The following is a 21,015-nucleotide window of genomic DNA, read 5'->3' as shown; positions in this document are numbered from 1 at the left end:
CCCCCATAATCTTAGTAATTAACCTTTGGATATCCGATAAATTTAAAGTCGTTGCCAATTCGAATTATATCTGTATTTTTAAGTTCGACAGCGTCTTTCATTTGTTCAATGCCAGTTCCTTCTAAAAATGTAGGGGCATCCTTACCACCAACAAGTTTCGGAGCAATATAAAGAATAACCTTGTCAACAAGATTATGTTGTAAAAAGGAAGCATTTATATTCCCACCGCCTTCAATTATAAGCGAAGATACTCCGTTTTTCCCTAGCAGATCTACTACTTCAACTGGGTTAACTGTTGATTCTGATTCCGTTATAAAAATCCTGATTCCTAATTCTTCAAGTCTTTCCCTTTTAGCTTTATCATGATTTTTACTTGTAAATATCCAAGTCTCAGCCTTTTTATCTGTAATAAGTTGATAGTCTAATGGTATTCTTAAACTTGAATCCATCAAAATGCGAATAGGATTTCTTCCATTTGGGATTCTCGATGTTAATTTAGAGTTGTCCTTTAAGGCTGTATTAATACCAACAAGAATGGCCATATTTTCGCTTCGAAGCTGATGGACGTCTCGTCTAGCATCCTCCGATGTAATCCATTTACTGCTAAACGTGTGAGTAGCCACTTTTCCATCCAGTGAAATACCTGCTTTTAATGTGATAAATGGCTTTTGCTTCGTAATAAATTTATTAAATACCTCATTCATTTGTATGGATTCTTGCTCTCGTATCCCTGTTACAACTTCAATGCCTGCATCTTCTAATATCTTCACTCCACTGCCTGCTACAACTGGATTTGGATCTAATGTAGCAATGACAACCTTCTTGATTCCTGCTTCAACTATAGCAACGGCACAGGGGCCAGTTTTACCATGATGTGAACATGGTTCTAAGGTTACATAGATTGTACCACCTTTTGCTTTGTCTCCGGCCATTTGAAGAGCATGAATTTCAGCATGGGGTTCTCCTGCCTTAAGATGGGTCCCCACACCGACAATTCGGTTATCATTGACGATTACCGAACCAACAAGTGGGTTAGGATCGGTTTGTCCTTTCATTGCTTTGGCATTGGATAAGGCTAAATCCATGTAAAATTGATCATTAATCATTACAACAAGTCCCCTCATTGTCTTCTTTTATATGCCCAGACTTCACGACTTTTGTTTCCAAATATTTTTTATTATACTCGGAAACATCTCCCCATAGTGGAACTCTTCCGGATAGTAATAAACCAGCATTCTCTAATGCCTCCAGTTTTTTAGGGTTATTGGTTATGAGTGTTACTGGTTTGATGCGTAGGGTTTTTAGAACCTGAATGGCATCATCGTAGTTTCTAGAATCATTTACAAAGCCTAAGCTTTCGTTAGCTTCCACTGTATCATAGCCATTTTCCTGCAGTACATAAGCCATTGCTTTAGAAAATAATCCAATACCTCGACCTTCGTGATTAGCAAGGTAAAATAGTGCACCTACACCATGTTCCGTAATTTTTTTCATTGATTGTTTTAACTGATATCCGCAGTCACAACGTTTGCTTCCAAAAATATCCCCAGTATGGCAAATGGAATGCATGCGAATTAAGGCATCATCCGCATTTTTAAAATCTCCATATACAAGAACACTGGATTGTTGATACTCAGCAAGGTTCGATGATGATAATCTTTCAATAATTCGTTCATAATCCTCTGTTACTACATCATAATTTAGCCAGCAATACCATTTGAATTCTACGGTTTCACCATCAAGGTTAACAGGAAGGCGGATAGGTCCTACTAGATAAATACCCCGGTCTTCTTCTGTTTGAATTAATTGTATTTTATCTTTTAATATAGAAAAAACTTTTGAACCAAGTTTCATTTGTTCCATTAATTAAACCTCTCTTCCATTACTACTTTTTCTTAGTATAGATAAAAAAGCAATGTTCATCAATTTTATTTTCTCGGGAGCATATGTAATCATCTATAATTATACAGTTGTATATCATTTAGTATGGGCTAACCATATTTTTAGGTGGAAATAGAACTTTTTCTTCCGTTCATACGTACAACATAACAGTAACGAACAAAGGATGAATAAAGATGAATAACTACGAAGTAAAAGCATATGATGAAGTGCAAGCGTGGCGGCTGAAAATAATGAGACCAGGAAGGATGATTAATCGGATTTCCAAAAGGGCTCAAAATAAAATTAATTCCTGGATTCCTGAAAAGGCTCATCGGATTATTACAGAAAGTATAAAGAATATGGTGAAAGCCACGTTATTTGGTTCAGATTTGACTACAAAAAGACGAATGAATACCAACAGGCCATTATATGAAATGGATGAGCAAGTAAAAGCAAAACAGATAGTCTACCGTCGCACTGCAACTGTTGAAGGTGCTGGTACAGGAGCAGGAGGGATTTTTCTAGGTCTTGCTGATTTTCCACTACTTTTATCCATTAAATTAAAATTCTTATTTGAAGTAGCGTCAATATATGGATTTGATACAGGTAAATATGAAGAAAGATTATTTATCCTTCATATTTTTCAGCTTGCATTTTCCAATGATGAAAAAAGAAGGGAGACCTTATTCATTATTGAAAATTGGGAGGAACAAAAAGAAAAGTTGATTGACATGGATTGGCGTTCCTTCCAGCAAGAATATCGAGATTATATTGATTTGGTCAAAATGCTGCAGCTCATCCCTGGATTTGGTGCGATAGTTGGAGCGTATGCAAACTATAATTTAATCGATGAGCTTGCGGAGACCGCGATAAATGTATATCGGATGAGAATTTTAGAACAGAAATACTCATAACAAGAAGTACTTACAATCATCCGCTTCATTACGTTACATTATACTTCAACTATGCAAGAAATAAAATATAAGCTAGGTCTTGAAAATAAAAGTAAACCATAACAATCTGAATTATAGGTTAAATAGGTAATTTAAGGAAAGTAAAAAGCAGAATGATTGATCAGGTGTAAAGAAGCACCAAAAGGGGGAGAAATGATGGAGGATATAAATTCAAGCGATATCATGAATCTAACCTTAAAGTATGGGGCGAATAATTATCATCCGCTTCCAATTGTTGTTTCGGATGCTGAAGGGGTATGGGTGAAGGATCCTGAAGGGAATAGATATATGGATATGCTTAGCGCATATTCTGCTGTAAATCAAGGGCATCGTCATCCAAAGATTATTCATGCATTAAAAAAACAAGCAGATATGGTTACACTGACATCACGAGCCTTTCATAATGATCAATTAGGACCATGGTATGAAAAGATATGTAAGCTAACGAATAAGAATATGGCACTACCGATGAATACGGGTGCAGAAGCAGTGGAAACAGCGATAAAAGCTGCTCGTCGTTGGGCATATGATGTAAAGGGTGTAGAATATGGGAAGGCGGAAATTATAGCATGTGAAGGGAATTTCCATGGACGTACTATGACAGCTGTTTCTTTATCTTCTGAAGCGGAATATAAACGAGGGTTTGGTCCAATGCTTCCCGGTATAAAGGTTATTCCATATGGAGATATTGAAGCTTTAAAAGCAGCCATTACAAAAAATACTGCAGGATTCCTATTCGAACCAATTCAAGGAGAAGCAGGTATTGTAATTCCTCCCAATGGTTTTTTAAAAGACGCATATACCGTTTGTAAAAAGAATAATGTACTTTATATTGCCGATGAGATTCAAGCGGGTCTTGCGCGTTCCGGAAAACTTTTTGCTTGTGATTGGGAAAATGTAGAACCTGATATGTATATTTTAGGAAAGGCTCTGGGAGGCGGAGTTTTCCCGATTTCATGTGTGGTTGCAAACAAGGATATATTAGGAGTTTTTAATCCAGGTTCACACGGGTCAACCTTTGGTGGTAACCCATTAGCATGTGCCGTCTCCATGGCAGCATTAGAAGTTATTGAAGAAGAAAAATTAGCAGATCGCTCTAATAGACTGGGGAAATACTTCCGGGATAAGTTAAAGGGAATCACTAATCCAGCAATTAAGGAAGTGCGTGGAAAGGGATTATTTGTAGGAGTTGAACTCCACGGACCAGCTAGAGCTTATTGCGAAAAATTAAAAGAAGAAGGACTGTTATGTAAAGAAACACATGAAAATGTAATTCGTTTTGCACCCCCATTAGTAATAAAAGAAAAAGAACTTGATTGGGCGATTGATAAAATCAGGAAGGTGTTTTTTAAGCATTAAGTAATGCTGTGACATGAGAGTTGGGCACTGTAGCTTAAATCTATTAGAGATTTAGGCTTTTTTATTGTTATAAAAGTAGGTAGGACCTTTAACAGAGAAAAATTTGCTCTGTATAAATGCCTCATTTTAGAAAACATTAATAATACATCGTTTGACGTAGAAATTTTTAAGTCAAGGAGGTATTTAATGGGATACAGAGAGTATTGGGACCAAATATATGAAAAAAGTGATGAGTTAAATTCATTAGTATTATCTTATTGGGATAAATACTCTAACTTAGGTACGTGGCAATTTTGGGTTGTTGCCTTTTTATTGATATTTCCGCTAATCATTCTTTATTTTAAAGTAGATAGAAAAAGGATTTTTGAGTGGTTGTTTTTTGGGTATACTGTTCATATTCTATGGAATTATACCGCCATTGTTCTAGAAAAGTACGGTTATTTCGTCCACACTTATTTTCTATTACCTGTATTACCGATGGCTGTAAATGTAACTGCTTCAGCTTTACCAGTGGGCTTTTTGCTTATGTATCAATATTGTTCCAACAATAAAAAGAACTTCTTCTTATATACTGTATTATTAAGTGCCGTATTTGCCTTTGGTCTTGTTACGATAGAGGATAATCTGGGAATCGTGGAAATCAATAAAGGTATGAATCAAATCTACATTTTTCTTATCGATATAGCGATTGCTTTCGTTTCACTCTGGCTTACAAAATTGATCAAAGGAATGGCAAAAGTAGCAGAAAAATAATTGTTCTTACCAAATTTCTAAAAGTAAAACCTGAACATGAATGGAGCATAACCACCACGTATATTTCGTGTACCATATCAAAGAAGTGTACGTAAATACATTGTTCTTCTTTTGAGTTAAACACTCTATCCTTTTGTTTATACGCAAACATGTGTCATTTGAAAGTAATTATTTTTTGAGGGCTCTAATAAATGCATATACAGCATCCCAAACGAAACCAAAATGAGTATAATGAATCCCAAATGATAGCTGGTTTCACAAGATAATTATGATTTCAAACACTATAGAACAAACTGTGACCACACCAGCTTTTACTAATTCGCTCCTAAATGTAGGATCCCAAAAATCTGGACCGCCGATCATAAATAATATGGACGCAATAGAACATATTCACGATGATTTTATAAATTGCTAACTTATACGTCCATTTTCCAATTTACGAGCTTTAAGCACTCTTTTATGATACAAATCCTAAAAATGAGAATAATAATCAGCAAATACACCCATAGGTTTGCTCATTTAAAAATGGAATAATACTATGAAAGGTCGACTCCGAATACCCAGACTTCAGAATAGTCACTCGAAAGGTAAGAAATATGATTATAATAGCGTGAAAAACAATTCCCATTATGGATTCGCTGCGTTTGATTTGTTTCTTTTCATCTGGAATTGGCGGTAAATCAGATGGCTTCTATTATAACCCCCGTTTCGACTTGGATCTTCCAGTATATCTTTAGTTAACCCACGTAACTCATCACTAATTTCCTATCGCTCGAGCTTGTGGTAGCTTTTGGATAACTGCATAAATATACTGAATAACCATCTCCAGTCTCCTTATCTCCCTTATTCTCTTTTAATTGATTCAAGCTACAAACAGTACTTTTCCATTCAGCAACTTTTTTCCCTTTTTACTTAGTAAATAGTATTTCATTGGTCTTGATAAAGTGTTTTAGTAACTTTTGAAAATATAGATTTGGTAAAGATATTTTTAAAGAACTTTTTCATTTATCTGGTTGACAAAATTCTGATTATGTATTATTATAAAATCAAATCAAAATAGTTGCGGTTGAATATTGTGGGAGAGACTAAGATTTACTTAGCACCGAAGGAGCAATTACCCAAAAAGGGTGTCAAACTCTCAGGTTAAAGGACCACAATAAGACGCGTCTCTGGAGAGAGCCACGGGCCACCAAAGGAGTTAAACTCTCAGGTAAAAGGACAGAGGGAATTAGGAATGCCTATTCTCCCTGTCCTTTTTTGCGCAAAATTTTACTTTATTTTTAAAATTGTAAGCGCTTTTTAAAGTGTGGTGAACTGGCTGAAAGCATGTAGTTAGAAGAAGTTGTGGTAATGAAGGAATTATAAGTGAGAACGAATTGTGGTGACATTAAATTCGCTCTATGAATAGTTTTCGCCATCTGATTCTGAAAATTGTTAAAAATTAAATATTAGCGGATGATTGTTGTGGGAGAGTGCATAAAAAGCCACCGAAGGAGCAAGTTCCAAAAACACCCTTGGAATAAATCTCTCAGGTAGATGGTACCACAACGGGACGCAACTCTGGAGAGTGCGTATTTATAGTGATACGCCACCAAAGGGGAAGACTCATATATTAAGAGTTAAACTCTCAGGTAAAAGGACAGAGAAGGGTTATAGAACACTACCCTTTTCTGTCTTTTTTAATGCGAAAATATAGCAGAGAAAAATTGTTTATCTAGCTCTTTTCATTGATTTAGTAGTTGTAGTTTAGAAAAGAGGTATATGTGTCTCACTCACTGTGCTGTATTTTCAATCTTTGAGTTGAAAGACTTATACGTAATGCTAAGGAGGAGAAAAAATGGGATTACAACAAAATGATTCGACTATTTTTAAAGCTATTGAGGATGAGAAACAACGTCAACATCAAACACTTGAGTTAATTGCATCAGAAAACTTTGTTAGTGAAGATGTATTAGAAGCAATGGGAAGCGTAATGACAAATAAATATGCAGAAGGTTATGCAGGAAAACGCTATTACGGCGGATGCGAGTTTGTTGATGTAGCAGAAAATACAGCCATTAATCGACTAACCGAGCTATTTGGGGCTAAATACGCTAACGTACAACCACACTCTGGTGCGCAAGCAAACTTAGCGGTTTATTACGCACTACTTCAACCTGGTGATAAGGTGATGGGAATGAACCTTTCTCATGGTGGCCACTTAACACATGGTAGCCCTGTTAATATTTCAGGTAAATGGTTTGACATCGTTTCCTATGGGGTAAGAGAAGATACACAAACAATCGACTACGATGAAGTAGAAGCTATTGCAAAAAAAGAGAAGCCAAAAATGATTATTGCGGGAGCAAGTGCATATCCAAGAAAAATAGATTTCGAACGGTTTAGAAAGATTGCAGATCAAGTTGGTGCGAAATTAATGGTGGATATGGCTCATATTGCAGGCCTCGTTGCAGCAGGTTTACATCCATCTCCACTTCCTTATGCAGATGTAGTAACAAGTACAACTCACAAAACATTGAGAGGCCCACGTGGTGGTATCATTCTAACAAATGATGAAGAAATAGCTAAAGCTGTGAATAAAGCTATTTTTCCAGGGATTCAGGGTGGACCATTGATGCATATTATTGCAGCTAAAGCAGTTGCATTTAATGAAGCGTTGCAGCCGAGCTTTAAGGAGTATACAGAGCAAGTCATTACAAATGCTAAAGTCCTTGGTGAAACATTAAAGGAAGAGGGGGCATCACTTGTCTCCGGGGGAACCGATAATCATCTTATTCTTTTAGATGTACGTCCATGGAACTTAACAGGGAAAGAAGCTGAGAAGCTATTAGAGGAAGCGGGAATTACCGTAAATAAGAATACTGTTCCATTCGATCCCGAAAAGCCATTTGTTACAAGTGGTGTCCGTATGGGAACAGCTGCTTTAACAACTAGAGGCATGAAACAAGATGAAATGGTTAGAATCGGAAAAGTAATAGCTTCTGTTCTGAAGAGTAAAGGGGATAAGGATGTCCTCAAACGAGCAAAAGAAACAACAAAAGAAATTTGCGGTAACTATCCGATATTTCAACAAATAGTTAATGTATAGGAATGTGATAACTTCCTAGAATTTAACAGTATTAATAGCGATATATTGTAGGAAATTCAAGTTGGAAAAAATCGAAAGTAGGGGTGTAATAATGAGTGCAGAAACAGTGTTGAAGCGAACACCACTTTTTGAAGTATATAAAAATTATGGTGCAAAGGTCATCGATTTTGGAGGTTGGGAACTTCCGGTACAGTTTTCAGGCATAACAGAGGAGCATGAGGCAGTACGTAATGAGGCAGGTTTATTTGACGTTTCCCATATGGGAGAGGTGCTTGTTGAAGGTAAGGATGCGGAAAGCTTTATCAATTATCTTGTTACAAATGATGTAACCAAAATTGATAGGAATCAAACCCAATATACAGCAATGTGTTACCCAGATGGTGGTACAATTGATGATTTCCTTATTTATAAGTTAGCTGATGAAAAGTACCTTCTAGTGGTCAACGCCGCAAATGTTGAAAAAGATTATGAATGGATGAAGCAGCATGTAAAAGGTGAAGTAACCCTAAAGAATATTTCAGATGATGTTGGGTTGCTTGCTATCCAAGGACCAAAGGCTGCAAATATTTTACAAAAATTAACGGATAAAGATTTAAGCGAAATCGCTCCTTTCCGCTTCGAAGAGCATGTCAAGTTAGATGGAATTAACGATGTTCTTGTATCCCGTACAGGTTACACGGGGGAAGATGGCTTTGAACTTTACCTAGCTGCTGACCAAACAGAAGCACTTTGGGAGAAGCTTTTGCAAGTAGGAGAAGAAGATGGATTAAAACCATGTGGACTTGGTGCACGTGATACGCTTCGCTTCGAAGCGCGTCTTGCACTTTATGGTCAAGAGCTTACTAAAGAGATTAGCCCGCTTGAAGCTGGAATTGGTTTTGCGGTTAAAACGAAAAAAGAAAGTGATTTTATCGGAAAGTCTGTCCTTACTAAACAAAGAGAAGAAGGACTAAAGCGGAAATTAGTAGGAATAGAAATAACGGGAAGAGGTATTCCGCGTCATGGTTACAAGGTGTCTTCAGAGGATGGAGAAGAAATTGGATTCGTTACATCTGGAACTCGTTCTCCGTCCTTAAAGAAAAGCTTAGGTCTTGCTCTTATATCAACGGAGCATAGTAAAGTGGAGACGCCATTAAAAGTTCAAATCCGCAAAAAAATGATTGATGCCGTTGTTGTCAAAACACCTTTTTATAAAAAAGGGTAGTATATCGACAAAAATAATAACATGTGGGAAGGGAAGTAACAGACAATGACAAATGCAACTACAAATTTACTATATAGCAAGGAACATGAGTGGGTATTACCATTAGACGGGAATCGTGTTCGTATTGGAATTTCCGATTATGCACAAGATGAATTAGGGGATATCGTCTTTGTTGAAAATCCAGAGGAAGATGATGAAGTAGCTGTGAATGACTCAATGGGATCGATTGAATCGGTTAAAGCAGTTTCTGAACTATATTCTCCTGTGTCAGGTGTAATTGTTCGAGTGAATGAGGAGTTGGAAGATGCTCCTGAGATGATAAATGAACAACCATATGATGCAGGTTGGTTAGTAGAAGTAGAGTTATCTAACCCAGAGGAATTAGAATCACTGTTAAATGAGGAAGAATACCAAGCATTTCTTAACGAAGGAGAGGAATAACATGACCAATACGTATAGATATCTTCCAGATACGAAGCAAGATCAGAAAGAAATGTTGGAGTTTTTAAATGTTTCTTCTGTTGATGAGTTGTTTGAAGATATTCCGACTAGTCTTCGATTAGATGGGGAGCTAGATATTCCAGAGGCAGATCCGGAACCTGTACTTGTGAAAAAAATGAATAAACTAGCTTCAAAAAATATAAATGTGGACCAATATCCAAGCTTCCTTGGTGCTGGTACGTATGACCATTATATTCCAAGTGTTGTTGATCATATGATTTCTCGCTCTGAATTTTATACAGCATATACACCGTATCAACCAGAAATTAGTCAAGGGGAACTACAAGGCATGTTCGAATTCCAAACGATGGTTTGTGAACTAACAGGTATGGATGTAGCCAACTCTTCCATGTATGATGGCTTTACATCCTTAGCGGAAGCAGCTTCCCTTGCTGTTGCATCCAAAAGAAGGCCAAAAGTCCTTATATCAAGAGGTGTACATCCTGAATCTCGTGAAGTCTTAGATACGGTTGCAAAAGGTCAAGACTATAAAGTAGAAGAGGTAGGTCTTGATACGGATATCACAGATTTACAGCAATTAGAAACACAGATTGATAAAGATACTGCAGCTGTTATTGTGCAATATCCAAACTTCTTTGGCTCGATTGAAGATTTGGTTGAAATTAAGAAATATGCTAAGGAACAAGGTGCGTTATTGATTGTAAGTGCCAACCCGTTGGCATTAGCCCTACTACAATCACCTGGAAAGCTTGGTGCTGATATGGTTGTCGGTGATATGCAACCACTTGGAGTACCAATGGCTTTTGGTGGTCCACACTGTGGATATTTTGCAGTAAATAAAAAGTTTATGCGCAAGATTCCGGGGCGAATTGTTGGCCAAACAAATGATGATGAAGGAAATCGTGGATTTGTATTAACATTACAAGCACGGGAACAGCATATTCGTCGTGATAAAGCGACATCAAATATCTGTTCTAACCAGGCACTTAACGCTATAGCTTCTTCAATCTGTATGTCAGCACTTGGTAAGCGCGGGATCCGTGAAATGGCACAGCAAAATTTTGAGAAAGCAGATTATATGGCAAATCTTCTTCAAAGTAATGGTTTTACTGTAATGAATAAATCGGCATTCTTTAATGAATTTGTTGTTGAACTTCCACGTACGGTTAAAGAAGTTAATGAAAGACTTCTCGAATTAGGTTATATCGGTGGCTATGACTTAGGGGAAGAGTATGGCGATAATAAACAAATGCTTATCGCTGTTACGGAGCAAAGATCGAAAGAAGAGATTGATCAATTTGTAGAATTATTGGAGGCGGTTGTAAATGGTTGAATATAATGATCTTATCTTTGAAGTCAGTCGTCCAGGACGTGTGGGATACAGCCTTCCAAAGAATGATGTAGAAAGTGTTGATTTAGAGAAGAAATTACCAAAGCATTTGATCCGCGACGAAGATGAAGCAGCAGATCTTCCTGAGGTTTCTGAACTTCAAGTTGTTCGCCATTATACAGCTCTATCAAATAAAAACCATGGAATCGACAATGGGTTTTATCCATTAGGGTCTTGTACGATGAAATATAATCCGAAAATAAATGAGGATATCGCACGTCTTACAGGATTTAGTCGCATTCATCCTTATCAATCAACTGAAACGACACAAGGCGCACTAGAGCTTTTATATCATTTACAGGAAGAGTTAGCTGTAATTACGGGTATGGACGCGATATCGCTACAACCTTCTGCAGGGGCACAAGGTGAATTTACCGGTTTAATGATGGTAAAAGCCTATCATGAGAAAAACGGAGAAAGTAGGAAAAAGGTACTTGTTCCGGATTCAGCACACGGAACAAACCCTGCCAGTGCCTCCGTTGCTGGGTTTGAAACAGCTACAATTCCATCTAATGAGGATGGGCTAGTTGATTTAGAGGAATTAAAGAAACTAGTAGATAGTGATACAGCTGCATTAATGTTAACTAACCCAAATACACTTGGCCTATTTGAAACAGAAATTGAAGATATTGCAAAAGTTGTTCATGAAGCTGGTGGACTACTATATTATGATGGTGCGAACGCGAACGCAATTTTAGGAAAAACGACACCAGGGGCGATGGGATTTGACATTGTACATTTAAATCTCCATAAGACATTTACTACACCTCATGGTGGTGGAGGACCTGGGGCTGGTCCAGTGGGAGTTAAAAAGGAACTTATTCCTTATTTACCGGTACCGCGTATCGAAAAAGATGGCGAGAATTATGTATTGAATTCTGATTATCCATTATCTATTGGCCGTGTAAAAGGATATCATGGAAACTTTGGTATTCTGGTTCGTGCGTACACTTATATTCGTACAATGGGACCTGAAGGGTTGCGTCAAGTATCTGAAGGGGCAGTACTTCATGCAAACTATCTTCGTAAAAAACTAGAGGAACATTTTGATTCGCCATATAAACAACTTTGTAAGCATGAATTTGTGCTATCTGGATCAAGACAGAAAAAACTTGGAGTACGTACACTTGATATGGCAAAGCGTCTGCTTGATTTTGGTTACCATCCACCAACAATCTACTTCCCTCTAAATGTCGAGGAAGGTTTAATGATTGAGCCAACCGAAACGGAATCAAAAGAAACAATGGACGCATTTGCAGATGCTATGATACAAATTGCTAAAGAAGTAGAAGAAAATCCAGGAATTGTTTTAGATGCTCCACATACAACTATCGTTGGAAGATTGGATGAGGTTCAAGCAGCAAGAAAACCAGTCGTACGGTATACAAAGGTGCAAGAAAAGGAAACTGTTAAAGCATAAATGCCAATCCCATAACAGGAAATAGCCATTGGTGGGAAAAAAGCCACCAATGGCTTGCATTCACTTAGTTGATTGAAGTAATAGATGAATTCCGGAGTTCAAAAGGAGTGCGTTAGATGGTTATTACATTAACAGAAGCAGCGTTAGATAAGCTGAAAGCAGCAGATATAAAGGAAGACCATTATCCACGGATTGATGCTGATATCGCTGGAGGCTGTGGGGTGTCTGTGAAATTTAAGCTCATTTTCGATGAACTGCGCCGAAATGATTCAATTATTGAATATGATGGAATTCAAATACGTATAGATCGGTTTACGAAGCGTTATCTGGATGAAGAGACGCAAATTGATTATAACGTTGAACAGGGCTTTCTTGTTGGAGAGAGTTTTGCTTCAAGTGCATGTGCTATTGAATTAGATTCATAGGATGATAGAGATTGTAATTGTACAAAGGGAGTTACGCGGGGAATGGAAGTAATGGCAAAAAAGGAGAGGTATTCCAATGGCAGAAGAATATGATGTTATTATTATTGGTGGCGGGCCAGGGGGTTATGTTACAGGAATTCGTGCAACTCAATTAGGCCTAAAAACAGCAATAGTGGAAAAAGGAAAATTGGGTGGAACATGTCTCCATGCTGGTTGTATACCAAGTAAAGCTTTATTAAGAAGTGCAGAAGTATATTCTAACTCGAAAAATGGAGAAAAATATGGTGTTATTGCCCCTGAAGTTGGGCTAGATTTTTCGAAGGTACAATCTCGGAAAGAAGAAATTGTGACCCGACTATTAAAAGGGATTCAACATTTAATGAAAAAAGGGAAAATTGATGTGTATGAGGGAACAGGAAGTATTTTAGACTCAAAAGGTGTAGCTGTAAAAGGTAATGATGAAGAACAGCATGTACTAAATACAAAAAATATTATAATTGCTACAGGCTCCCGTCCAAGAACACTTCCTGGACTAGAGATAGATGGACAATATGTGATGACATCAGATGAAGCGTTGAGTTTAGAAGAGTTACCAAATTCAATTATTATTGTCGGTGGCGGTGTCATCGGAATTGAATGGGCATCGATGCTTGCAGATTTTGGTTTAAAAGTAACGGTAGTCGAATATGCTGATCGGATTTTACCGACTGAAGATAAAGATGTTTCTAAGGAAGTACAGAGGTTAATGAAGAAAAAGGGTATTAAAGTTGTTACGGGAGCGAAGGTGTTACCTGAAACATTAGAGAAGGGTGAAGGTGTTTCCATAAAGGCAGAACATAAAGGTAAAGAAACACTATTTTCCGCTGATAAATTATTTGTATCCGTTGGTCGTTTACCAAATACAGAAGGCCTTGACCTCGAAAATACGGAAGTTGAAATAGACCGTGGTTTTATTCAAACAAATCATTACTATCAAACAAATGAACAAAACATTTACGCCATTGGTGATGTAATAGGGGGATTACAACTTGCTCATGTTGCCTCACATGAAGGTCTAATCGCTGTTGAACATATAGCAGGTAATTCTCCAGCATCTCTTGATTATTCACTTGTTTCAAGATGTATATATAGTAATCCCGAAGCAGCAAGTGTTGGACTAACAGAGGATGAGGCAAAGGATAAAGGTTATCAAGTAAAAACAGGTAAATTCCCATTTCGTGCAATAGGAAAGTCACTTGTTTTTGGTGAATCGGATGGTTTTGTAAAACTAGTTGTTGAAGAAGAGTCAAATAAGTTGTTAGGGGCGCATATGGTAGGGCCTCATGTCACTGACATGATTACAGAGGCAGGCCTAGCTCAAGTATTAAATGCAACTGCTATGGATATTGCTAATACTATTCACCCTCATCCAACATTAACCGAAGCAATTGGTGAAGCTGCTTTAGCAGTAGATGGGTTGGCGATTCATGCGTAGAATTTAGTGTTATATTGGTTTATTTAAATTGGCTGTTTTCTAAAGGATTGTTGTTATTTAAAATGTTATTAACCTGATATTTATGCGTGATTATCGCTCTGAGGTGGTCGCAATCTTTGGAGCTGTAATCACGCGCTTACCAGGTGACCATTTTTTCCGGAGATAGGAGAATGAAAAGGGCTACAATGGTTGAAGCAAATATTATAAGTAAAACCTAATATAAGGAGGGAAAGCATTGGATCAAAAGAAAAATGTGAACCGTGCAAAATTATTAATTTCTTGTCCAGAAAAGCCAGGAATCATTTCGACTGTAACTAACTTTTTGTCGGAACATAATGCTAATATTATCGACTTTGATCAACACACAACAGATCCACAAGCGGGAATATTTTTCATGAGGATTGAGTTTAATGTGGAAAGCCAATCGCTTGAAAAACTAGAGGAAGATCTAGACGTGCTGGCAAAGGATTATGCAATGGACTGGTGGTTAAGCAGTAACAAAAAGAGGAAGAGAATGGCCATCTTCGTTTCAAAAGCGGATCACTGTCTTATGGAGCTTATATGGAGATGGAAAACAAATGAAATCCCAGTTGAAATACCATTAGTTATCAGTAATCATGCAAATTTAAAAGAAGTAGTAGAGAGTTATGGAATTCCTTTTTATCATATACCATTAACGAAGGATACAAAAGAAGAAGCCGAACAGAAAGCATTGGAATTATTAAAAGGGAAGGTAGACTTTATTGTTCTGGCTCGATACATGCAAATTCTTTCCCCAAACTTTATTTCTAAGTACCCAAATAAAATCATAAATATTCATCACTCATTCTTACCAGCCTTTGTTGGTGCCAATCCATATGTAAGAGCGTTTAATCGAGGAGTAAAATTAATCGGTGCAACGGCACATTATGTAACCAATGATCTCGATGAAGGACCAATTATTGAACAAGATGTTCAGCGAATCAATCATCAATATACAGCAGAGGATTTAAAGGTTGCTGGACGTCATGTGGAGAGAAGGGTTCTGGCCCAAGCCGTTTCATGGCATGTGGAAGACAAGGTACTTGTTCATGGTAATAAAACAATTGTATTTGCGTGAAGTAATAGTAACTTAACTATTGCTCATTAGTTTGTATCGCAAATTTACCACAAGGCGGTGACATATATGAAATATAATTCGGTATTCGACATTATCGGTCCAGTAATGATTGGGCCATCAAGCTCTCATACAGCAGGGGCAGCAAAAATTGGTAAAGCTGCGCGAAATCTATTAGGTAGTGAGCCGAGTTGGGCAAAAATTCATTTATATGAGTCTTTTGCTAAAACATATAGAGGACATGGAACAGACTTTGCCCTTGCCGGAGGATTGCTCGGCTTTGAAACAGATGATCCCAGAATGAGTAAGGCACTTGATATAGCTAAAGAACGTGGATTAAACATCGAATTTATTGAAGATACAAGTGCAGTAAGCCACCCAAACACAGCTCGTTTAATTATTGGTAACCAAGAAGAACAGGTAGAATTAGTGGGAGTATCAATTGGTGGTGGAAAAGTAGAAATCACCGAGTTAAATGGCTTTGAACTCCGTTTGTCGGGAAATCACCCAGCCATTCTTGTTACACATAATGATCGGTTTGGTGCTATTGCCTCCATTACAACTATTTTAGCCAAGTACAAAATAAATATCGGACACATGGAAGTGAACCGGAAAGACCTTGGTAAGGAGGCATTAATGGTTATTGAAACCGACCAAAATGTTGAAGAAGCTGTGTTACACGAACTAACAAAAGCTCAAAACATTATTCACGTGTCAACAATTGTTAGTTAAAGAGGAGGTATCATATGTTTCGAACAGCAGCGGAATTAGTGGAGATTGCAGAAAAAGAAAATATAATGATCTCAGAGGTCATGATTCGTCAAGAAATGGATGTTAAAGAGAAAACAAGGGAAGAAGTATTCTCTGAGATGGAAAAAAATTTAGGAGTGATGGAAAAGGCTATTGAAGATAGTCTAAAAGGGGTTAAGTCTGTAACTGGTTTGACTGGCGGAGACGCTGTTAAAATTCAAGAATATATGAATAAAAACACACCCTTATCTGGTAACTTATTGTTAGATGCTGTAAGTAAAGCCATGGGAACAAATGAAGTGAATGCAGCTATGGGTACCATTTGTGCAACTCCAACTGCAGGTAGTGCGGGTGTTGTTCCGGGAACATTATTTGCAGTGAAAAATCAACTTAATCCCACACGTGAACAGATGGTACGTTATCTGTTTACAGCTGGTGCCTTTGGGTTTGTGGTCGCCAATAACGCATTCATATCGGGTGCTGCCGGAGGTTGTCAGGCAGAAGTAGGTTCAGCGGGTGCCATGGCATCTGCTGCAATTGTAGAAATGGCTGGAGGTACACCTCAAGCTTCAGCGGAGGCTTTTGCTATGACGTTAAAAAATATGCTTGGGCTTGTTTGTGATCCAGTAGCGGGACTTGTTGAAGTTCCGTGCGTCAAACGTAATGCTGGAGGAGCATCCCTTGCTATTGTGTCAGCAGACATGGCGTTAGCGGGAGTTACAAGCCGGATTCCATGTGATGAAGTAATCGGTGCGATGTATCGTATTGGTCAAACGATGCCATCCACCTTGAGAGAGACGGGTGAAGGTGGATTAGCTGCTACACCAACAGGGCAGTTATTGAAGGAAAAAATATTCGGTTCGTTAGCATAATTGGTTTCTCATTATTAATGGAGAAATCACCTTCTCTGTAATTTTTCACTCAATATAAAAATGGCAAACCATAATTCAATTATAGGTTTGCCATTTTTCTTTCTATATCCTTTATGGCTTGACTGTCCTCCGCTCTTTGAAACGCATCCAGTGCATACTTATAATGAATCATTGCCTTTTTCTTCTCACCATTCAGTTGAAAAATATGCCCTAGATCTCGGTGGGTGCATCCAACAACGATAGGCTCTCCTGTTTTTTCCCCATGGTTTAAGGAATCCTCTATGAAATACTGGGCCTCTGTGAGCTCATTTTGTAATAGGCAGGTTTTTCCTCTCTCATATAAATTAACGGCAAATCCTAGATGAAATTCTGGAAAAGTATCATGGTAGATTTCATATTCCTTTGCAAAATAGTGAAGTGCTTTCTCGATATTTCCACTTAATCGCTCAACCATACCAAGTTGATGATAAGCAAGTGCCTCATCCTCTTTATCCCCCTTATCCCTAGCTATGTATAAAAGAGCGATGTACAGCTTACTAGCCTCTTTAAATTGGCCTAATTCACTCTTTATAAAGCCAAGCCCATGCATTGCTTGTTTATATATACTAGACTGTTTATCTTCAATTTTGTCCAAGCATTCTAAATATAGAATTTCAGCCTGCTTCAAATGGCCTTTATTCACAAAGTTTAATGCATTGTTTAATTTATTTTTAATCCTTTTCACAAATATTCACTCCCTCTTTCAGAACATGAAGGGTTTGGATAATTATCACCAACGGTTCATCTATTGTAATTATATAATGTTATCCATATCAATACCAATTATCTCAAGTTCCTTAAAATATAAATAATATGAAAAGATTGGTATAATAGAATTAGTTATTTATAACAACTATATGTGAATTTTTGAACAAAGCATTATAGGAGGGCATACCAAGTGCAAGGTAATATAGCATTATTAAACTTAGACGGTTCTTATAATCATCAATCTTTTTATCAGGGTAAACCTTATGAGTGGATTGATCTTGAATCCATTCCTAGTACTAGTTTGTTCTGTGAGAAAAGTACACTTAGGTCTATCTATGAAAAATTACATGAACGATGGCGAAGTAGTATCACTTTTTTAGGTAGTGGGAATTACCATTATATTTCTTATTTGCTTCAGTCTAGAATTGAAAAGCCATATACATTAGTTTTATTTGACCATCATACGGACACACTGCCAAGCCCTAGTGATACATTAATCTCATGTGGATCTTGGGTATTAGAATCCCTCAAACAATTTCCTCTGCTAAAGAAAGTATTTATTATTGGTGTGAGCGAAGAAGCAAAACATCATATCCCCGACTCTTTTTATAGAAAAGTAGTAACATATACTGAAAACTCACTTCATACTGATTATTTATCTATCACAAAATCTATTTTAAAAAATATACCGACAGATTCCGTATATATTAGCATAGATAAAGATGTTTTAGATAAAAAGGAAGCAGTAACAGGCTGGGACCATGGAACATTGAAATTAAAACAAATGATGAGAATGGTGAGGGCATTATTTAAGTGGAAGGAAATAAACGGAGTGGATATTTGTGGGGAATACCCTATTAATCCAACCAATAAATATCAAAAACAAGCACAAGATGCTCTTGCAAAAAATGATAGTGCGAATGGTTTTATTCTACGTCAAATCCGAGAAGGGATGAAAGCAAAGTATAAATCTATTCAATTATTAAATTACCTTTAGAATCTGTAGCATGAAATAAAGATGAACGAAAAAAATGTCGAATAATTGGATGAATTAGCAGGATTTACACACCTATTTCACGAAATAATAATGTAGACAATGGATAAAGGAGATTGGAAATTTCAATGGATAATCATAGAAACCAAGACAGCTATAAAGACGATACACTTGTATTACATGGAGATAAGGAATGGGCGGAAAAGGAAGGTGCAGTATCTCCAGCAATCTATTATTCTTCGGCATTTATGGCAAAAGACTCTGCTGAATTTGCGGAGAATGCTAGTAAACCTCGCCCTTCAAGATATTATACTCGCTACGGGAATCCTGGACATGACCGCGTAAATGCAATTTTGGCAGAATTAGAAGGGACAGAAACAGCTCTTGTAACAGGTTCAGGTATGGGGGCGATATCAACGACGCTTTTATCTCTTCTTTCTGCAGGGGACCATGTTATTGCTCAAACAAGACATTACATGAGTACAACAAAAATTATGGATGAAATGCTTCCAAGGTTTGGGGTAGAGACAACCGTTGTAGAACAAGCAGATATTTCTGCCTTTGAAAAGGCTATTCAGCCGAATACAAAAATAATTATGGTAGAAACACCGGCAAATCCAACATTGGTTGTAACAGATCTGGAAGCAGTAGTAAATTTAGCAAAATCAAGAGGAATTCTGGTTGTGGCAGATAATACATTTGCTTCTCCTGTTAATCAACGTCCCCATGATTTCGGGGTGGATGTCGTTATTCATAGTGCTACGAAGTATTTAGGTGGACACCATGACCTCACTGCAGGTGTAGTTTGTACGAATCATGAATTGGCTGAGAGAATTTGGGATACACATCTTTCCATTGGTTCTGTTTTATCTCCAATGGATGCATGGTTATTGTTACGCGGGTTGAGGACACTTCCATTAAGAATGGAACGGATTAATGCAAATGCACTTGCACTTGCGAAATATCTAGAAGAACAGCCTCAGGTTGAAAAAGTGTATTATCCTGGTTTAGAAAGTCATCCACAGCATGATTTGGCAAAGCAACAAATGAAGGGGTTCGGTGCTGTTATTGCTTTTTCCGTTAAAGGCGATTATGTGGATACACAGAAATTTGTATCGAAGCTAAACTTGACGACAAATGCAGTAAGTTTAGGTGGTGTTGATTCATTAGTTGTACATACAGCAGCAATGTGGGAAGGTGCATTGAGTGAAGAACAAATGAAAACAGCTGGAATCCCATCAAATTTTGTCCGCTTCTCAGTAGGTTTAGAGCATATAGATGATTTAAAAAGCGATGTCTTACTAGCATTGAAGGAAATATAAGTTGCATCGTATAAAAGGAGTTGGCTTTTTTGCATTCATTGACAGTTAGAAATATCACCATTGGGGAAGGAATGCCTAAAATCTGTGTACCTATGGTTGGCAAAACAAATGAAGAATTAAGGGAAGAAGCTGAGTATCTTTCTAAAATGGATATTGATTTAGTTGAATGGCGAGTAGATTTCTATCAAGATGTAGAGAATGTTGAAGCAGTGAGAGATGCATCCGTTCAAATTAGAGAAATATTGGGAGGAATTCCGCTTCTCTTTACCTTCCGCAGTGCAAAAGAGGGCGGAGAAAAGGAAGTTGGATTAGATTACTATGCAACCCTGAATAAAGCAATGATAGAAACTAAATGTATGGACATGATAGATGTTGAATTATTCATAGATGAGAAGGTTATGAGAAATTTAATTAAAGTGGCACAACATAATCAAGTTAAGGTTATTATTTCCAATCATGATTTTGAAAAGACACCTCCAAAGGAAGAGATTGTATCTCGTTTAAGGAAGGCTCAGGATTTGGGTGCGGATATTCCTAAAATTGCTGTCATGCCTAGGAATGAAAAGGATGTTCTTACCTTGTTAGAAGCAACGAATGAGATGAAAAATCAGTATGCTAAACAGCCAATTATCACGATGGCTATGGCCGGAAAAGGCGTAATCAGTCGTCTAGCGGGAGAAATATTTGGTTCTGCGATTACATTTGGTGCAGCCAAGAAAGCTTCTGCACCAGGACAAGTAGGTGTCGAGGAGTTAAAAAGCGTATTAAAGCTTATCCACCAAAATGTAAAGGAAAAATAAGAAAAACCTCGGTGTTGGTACTGGA

Annotated in this window: 19 protein-coding genes and 2 riboswitches; of the genes, 16 read left to right on the top strand and 3 right to left on the bottom strand. The window is 37.4% G+C overall.

Going from position 1 to position 21,015, the window contains the following annotated elements; translation table 11 throughout:
• Positions 1-11 precede the first annotated feature (11 nt).
• A complete protein-coding gene (ribD, locus tag CAO17_RS15840) occupies positions 12-1,106 on the bottom strand; it encodes a bifunctional diaminohydroxyphosphoribosylaminopyrimidine deaminase/5-amino-6-(5-phosphoribosylamino)uracil reductase RibD (protein ID WP_085993588.1) in 1,095 nt (364 codons plus the stop codon).
• A complete protein-coding gene (locus CAO17_RS15835; RefSeq protein ID WP_085993587.1) occupies positions 1,099-1,863 on the bottom strand; it encodes a GTP cyclohydrolase II in 765 nt (254 codons plus the stop codon). Before CAO17_RS15835 ends, ribD begins: the two co-directional genes overlap by 8 nt.
• Before the next feature lie 212 nt (positions 1,864-2,075).
• Between CAO17_RS15835 and CAO17_RS15830 the strand changes: the two genes are divergently transcribed.
• From CAO17_RS15830 to sdaAA, 13 genes are all read left to right on the top strand, one after another.
• Positions 2,076-2,795 (top strand): EcsC family protein, encoded by a 720-nt coding sequence (locus CAO17_RS15830; RefSeq protein ID WP_085993586.1) that lies wholly within the window; start codon positions 2,076-2,078, stop codon positions 2,793-2,795.
• A 195-nt stretch (positions 2,796-2,990) separates the two neighbouring features.
• Positions 2,991-4,193, top strand: a complete 1,203-nt coding sequence (locus tag CAO17_RS15825; RefSeq protein WP_425435883.1) for an ornithine--oxo-acid transaminase — start codon at positions 2,991-2,993, stop codon at positions 4,191-4,193.
• Between the two features lie 186 nt (positions 4,194-4,379).
• Positions 4,380-4,946 (top strand): hypothetical protein, encoded by a 567-nt coding sequence (locus CAO17_RS15820; protein ID WP_085993584.1) that lies wholly within the window; start codon positions 4,380-4,382, stop codon positions 4,944-4,946.
• Positions 4,947-6,012: 1,066 nt separating this feature from the next.
• A riboswitch (glycine riboswitch) is annotated at positions 6,013-6,110 on the top strand.
• Between the two features lie 291 nt (positions 6,111-6,401).
• Positions 6,402-6,501, top strand: a riboswitch (glycine riboswitch).
• Between the two features lie 282 nt (positions 6,502-6,783).
• Positions 6,784-8,034: a serine hydroxymethyltransferase gene (gene glyA / locus CAO17_RS15815; protein ID WP_085993583.1), complete on the top strand. Its 1,251-nt coding sequence runs from the start codon at positions 6,784-6,786 to the stop codon at positions 8,032-8,034.
• A 91-nt stretch (positions 8,035-8,125) separates the two neighbouring features.
• Positions 8,126-9,238: a glycine cleavage system aminomethyltransferase GcvT gene (gene gcvT, locus CAO17_RS15810; RefSeq protein WP_179151973.1), complete on the top strand. Its 1,113-nt coding sequence runs from the start codon at positions 8,126-8,128 to the stop codon at positions 9,236-9,238.
• A 45-nt stretch (positions 9,239-9,283) separates the two neighbouring features.
• Positions 9,284-9,679 (top strand): glycine cleavage system protein GcvH, encoded by a 396-nt coding sequence (gene gcvH / locus CAO17_RS15805; protein WP_085993582.1) that lies wholly within the window; start codon positions 9,284-9,286, stop codon positions 9,677-9,679.
• Between the two features lies 1 nt (position 9,680).
• Positions 9,681-11,033, top strand: coding sequence for an aminomethyl-transferring glycine dehydrogenase subunit GcvPA (gene gcvPA, locus CAO17_RS15800; protein ID WP_085993581.1), 1,353 nt, complete (start codon positions 9,681-9,683; stop codon positions 11,031-11,033).
• Positions 11,026-12,510 (top strand): aminomethyl-transferring glycine dehydrogenase subunit GcvPB, encoded by a 1,485-nt coding sequence (gene gcvPB / locus CAO17_RS15795; protein ID WP_085993580.1) that lies wholly within the window; start codon positions 11,026-11,028, stop codon positions 12,508-12,510. The genes gcvPA and gcvPB overlap by 8 nt, the downstream gene beginning before the upstream one ends.
• Before the next feature lie 116 nt (positions 12,511-12,626).
• Entirely contained in the window at positions 12,627-12,935 is a 309-nt protein-coding gene (locus tag CAO17_RS15790; protein ID WP_085993579.1) for an iron-sulfur cluster biosynthesis family protein, read from the top strand.
• Positions 12,936-13,011: 76 nt separating this feature from the next.
• Positions 13,012-14,409 (top strand): dihydrolipoyl dehydrogenase, encoded by a 1,398-nt coding sequence (gene lpdA / locus CAO17_RS15785; RefSeq protein WP_085993578.1) that lies wholly within the window; start codon positions 13,012-13,014, stop codon positions 14,407-14,409.
• A gap of 235 nt (positions 14,410-14,644) precedes the next feature.
• Positions 14,645-15,508, top strand: a complete 864-nt coding sequence (gene purU / locus CAO17_RS15780) for a formyltetrahydrofolate deformylase (protein WP_085993577.1) — start codon at positions 14,645-14,647, stop codon at positions 15,506-15,508.
• 66 nt (positions 15,509-15,574) lie between these two features.
• A complete protein-coding gene (sdaAB, locus tag CAO17_RS15775; protein ID WP_085993576.1) occupies positions 15,575-16,237 on the top strand; it encodes an L-serine ammonia-lyase, iron-sulfur-dependent subunit beta in 663 nt (220 codons plus the stop codon).
• A 14-nt stretch (positions 16,238-16,251) separates the two neighbouring features.
• Entirely contained in the window at positions 16,252-17,127 is an 876-nt protein-coding gene (gene sdaAA, locus CAO17_RS15770; RefSeq protein ID WP_085993575.1) for an L-serine ammonia-lyase, iron-sulfur-dependent, subunit alpha, read from the top strand.
• Between the two features lie 79 nt (positions 17,128-17,206).
• Here sdaAA and CAO17_RS15765 read toward each other — a convergent pair whose 3' ends face one another.
• Positions 17,207-17,851 (bottom strand): tetratricopeptide repeat protein, encoded by a 645-nt coding sequence (locus CAO17_RS15765; RefSeq protein ID WP_085993574.1) that lies wholly within the window; start codon positions 17,849-17,851, stop codon positions 17,207-17,209.
• 213 nt (positions 17,852-18,064) lie between these two features.
• Between CAO17_RS15765 and CAO17_RS15760 the strand changes: the two genes are divergently transcribed.
• The 3 genes from CAO17_RS15760 to aroD all read left to right on the top strand — a co-directional run bounded on the left by CAO17_RS15760 (position 18,065) and on the right by aroD (position 20,990).
• Positions 18,065-18,871, top strand: coding sequence for an arginase family protein (locus tag CAO17_RS15760; RefSeq protein ID WP_085993573.1), 807 nt, complete (start codon positions 18,065-18,067; stop codon positions 18,869-18,871).
• Positions 18,872-18,996: 125 nt separating this feature from the next.
• Entirely contained in the window at positions 18,997-20,190 is a 1,194-nt protein-coding gene (locus CAO17_RS15755; protein WP_085993572.1) for a trans-sulfuration enzyme family protein, read from the top strand.
• A 71-nt stretch (positions 20,191-20,261) separates the two neighbouring features.
• Entirely contained in the window at positions 20,262-20,990 is a 729-nt protein-coding gene (gene aroD / locus CAO17_RS15750; RefSeq protein WP_085994523.1) for a type I 3-dehydroquinate dehydratase, read from the top strand.
• The last annotated feature ends 25 nt before the right edge of the window (positions 20,991-21,015 follow it).

Origin of the sequence: Oceanobacillus senegalensis, assembly GCF_900176885.1 — a bacterium.
Lineage (GTDB): Bacteria > Bacillota > Bacilli > Bacillales > Amphibacillaceae > Oceanobacillus > Oceanobacillus senegalensis.
Note: the sequence above shows the minus strand (reverse complement) of the source record. Positions and strands in the feature narration are given on the sequence as shown.

Coding starts and splice junctions, on each gene's coding strand:
- ribD (WP_085993588.1), bottom strand. CDS start 1,106: ATGATTAATGATCAATTTTACATGGATTTAGCCTTATCCAATGCCAAA.
- CAO17_RS15835 (WP_085993587.1), bottom strand. CDS start 1,863: ATGGAACAAATGAAACTTGGTTCAAAAGTTTTTTCTATATTAAAAGAT.
- CAO17_RS15830 (WP_085993586.1), top strand. CDS start 2,076: ATGAATAACTACGAAGTAAAAGCATATGATGAAGTGCAAGCGTGGCGG.
- CAO17_RS15825 (WP_425435883.1), top strand. CDS start 2,991: ATGGAGGATATAAATTCAAGCGATATCATGAATCTAACCTTAAAGTAT.
- CAO17_RS15820 (WP_085993584.1), top strand. CDS start 4,380: ATGGGATACAGAGAGTATTGGGACCAAATATATGAAAAAAGTGATGAG.
- glyA (WP_085993583.1), top strand. CDS start 6,784: ATGGGATTACAACAAAATGATTCGACTATTTTTAAAGCTATTGAGGAT.
- gcvT (WP_179151973.1), top strand. CDS start 8,126: ATGAGTGCAGAAACAGTGTTGAAGCGAACACCACTTTTTGAAGTATAT.
- gcvH (WP_085993582.1), top strand. CDS start 9,284: ATGACAAATGCAACTACAAATTTACTATATAGCAAGGAACATGAGTGG.
- gcvPA (WP_085993581.1), top strand. CDS start 9,681: ATGACCAATACGTATAGATATCTTCCAGATACGAAGCAAGATCAGAAA.
- gcvPB (WP_085993580.1), top strand. CDS start 11,026: ATGGTTGAATATAATGATCTTATCTTTGAAGTCAGTCGTCCAGGACGT.
- CAO17_RS15790 (WP_085993579.1), top strand. CDS start 12,627: ATGGTTATTACATTAACAGAAGCAGCGTTAGATAAGCTGAAAGCAGCA.
- lpdA (WP_085993578.1), top strand. CDS start 13,012: ATGGCAGAAGAATATGATGTTATTATTATTGGTGGCGGGCCAGGGGGT.
- sdaAB (WP_085993576.1), top strand. CDS start 15,575: ATGAAATATAATTCGGTATTCGACATTATCGGTCCAGTAATGATTGGG.
- sdaAA (WP_085993575.1), top strand. CDS start 16,252: ATGTTTCGAACAGCAGCGGAATTAGTGGAGATTGCAGAAAAAGAAAAT.
- CAO17_RS15755 (WP_085993572.1), top strand. CDS start 18,997: ATGGATAATCATAGAAACCAAGACAGCTATAAAGACGATACACTTGTA.
- aroD (WP_085994523.1), top strand. CDS start 20,262: ATGCCTAAAATCTGTGTACCTATGGTTGGCAAAACAAATGAAGAATTA.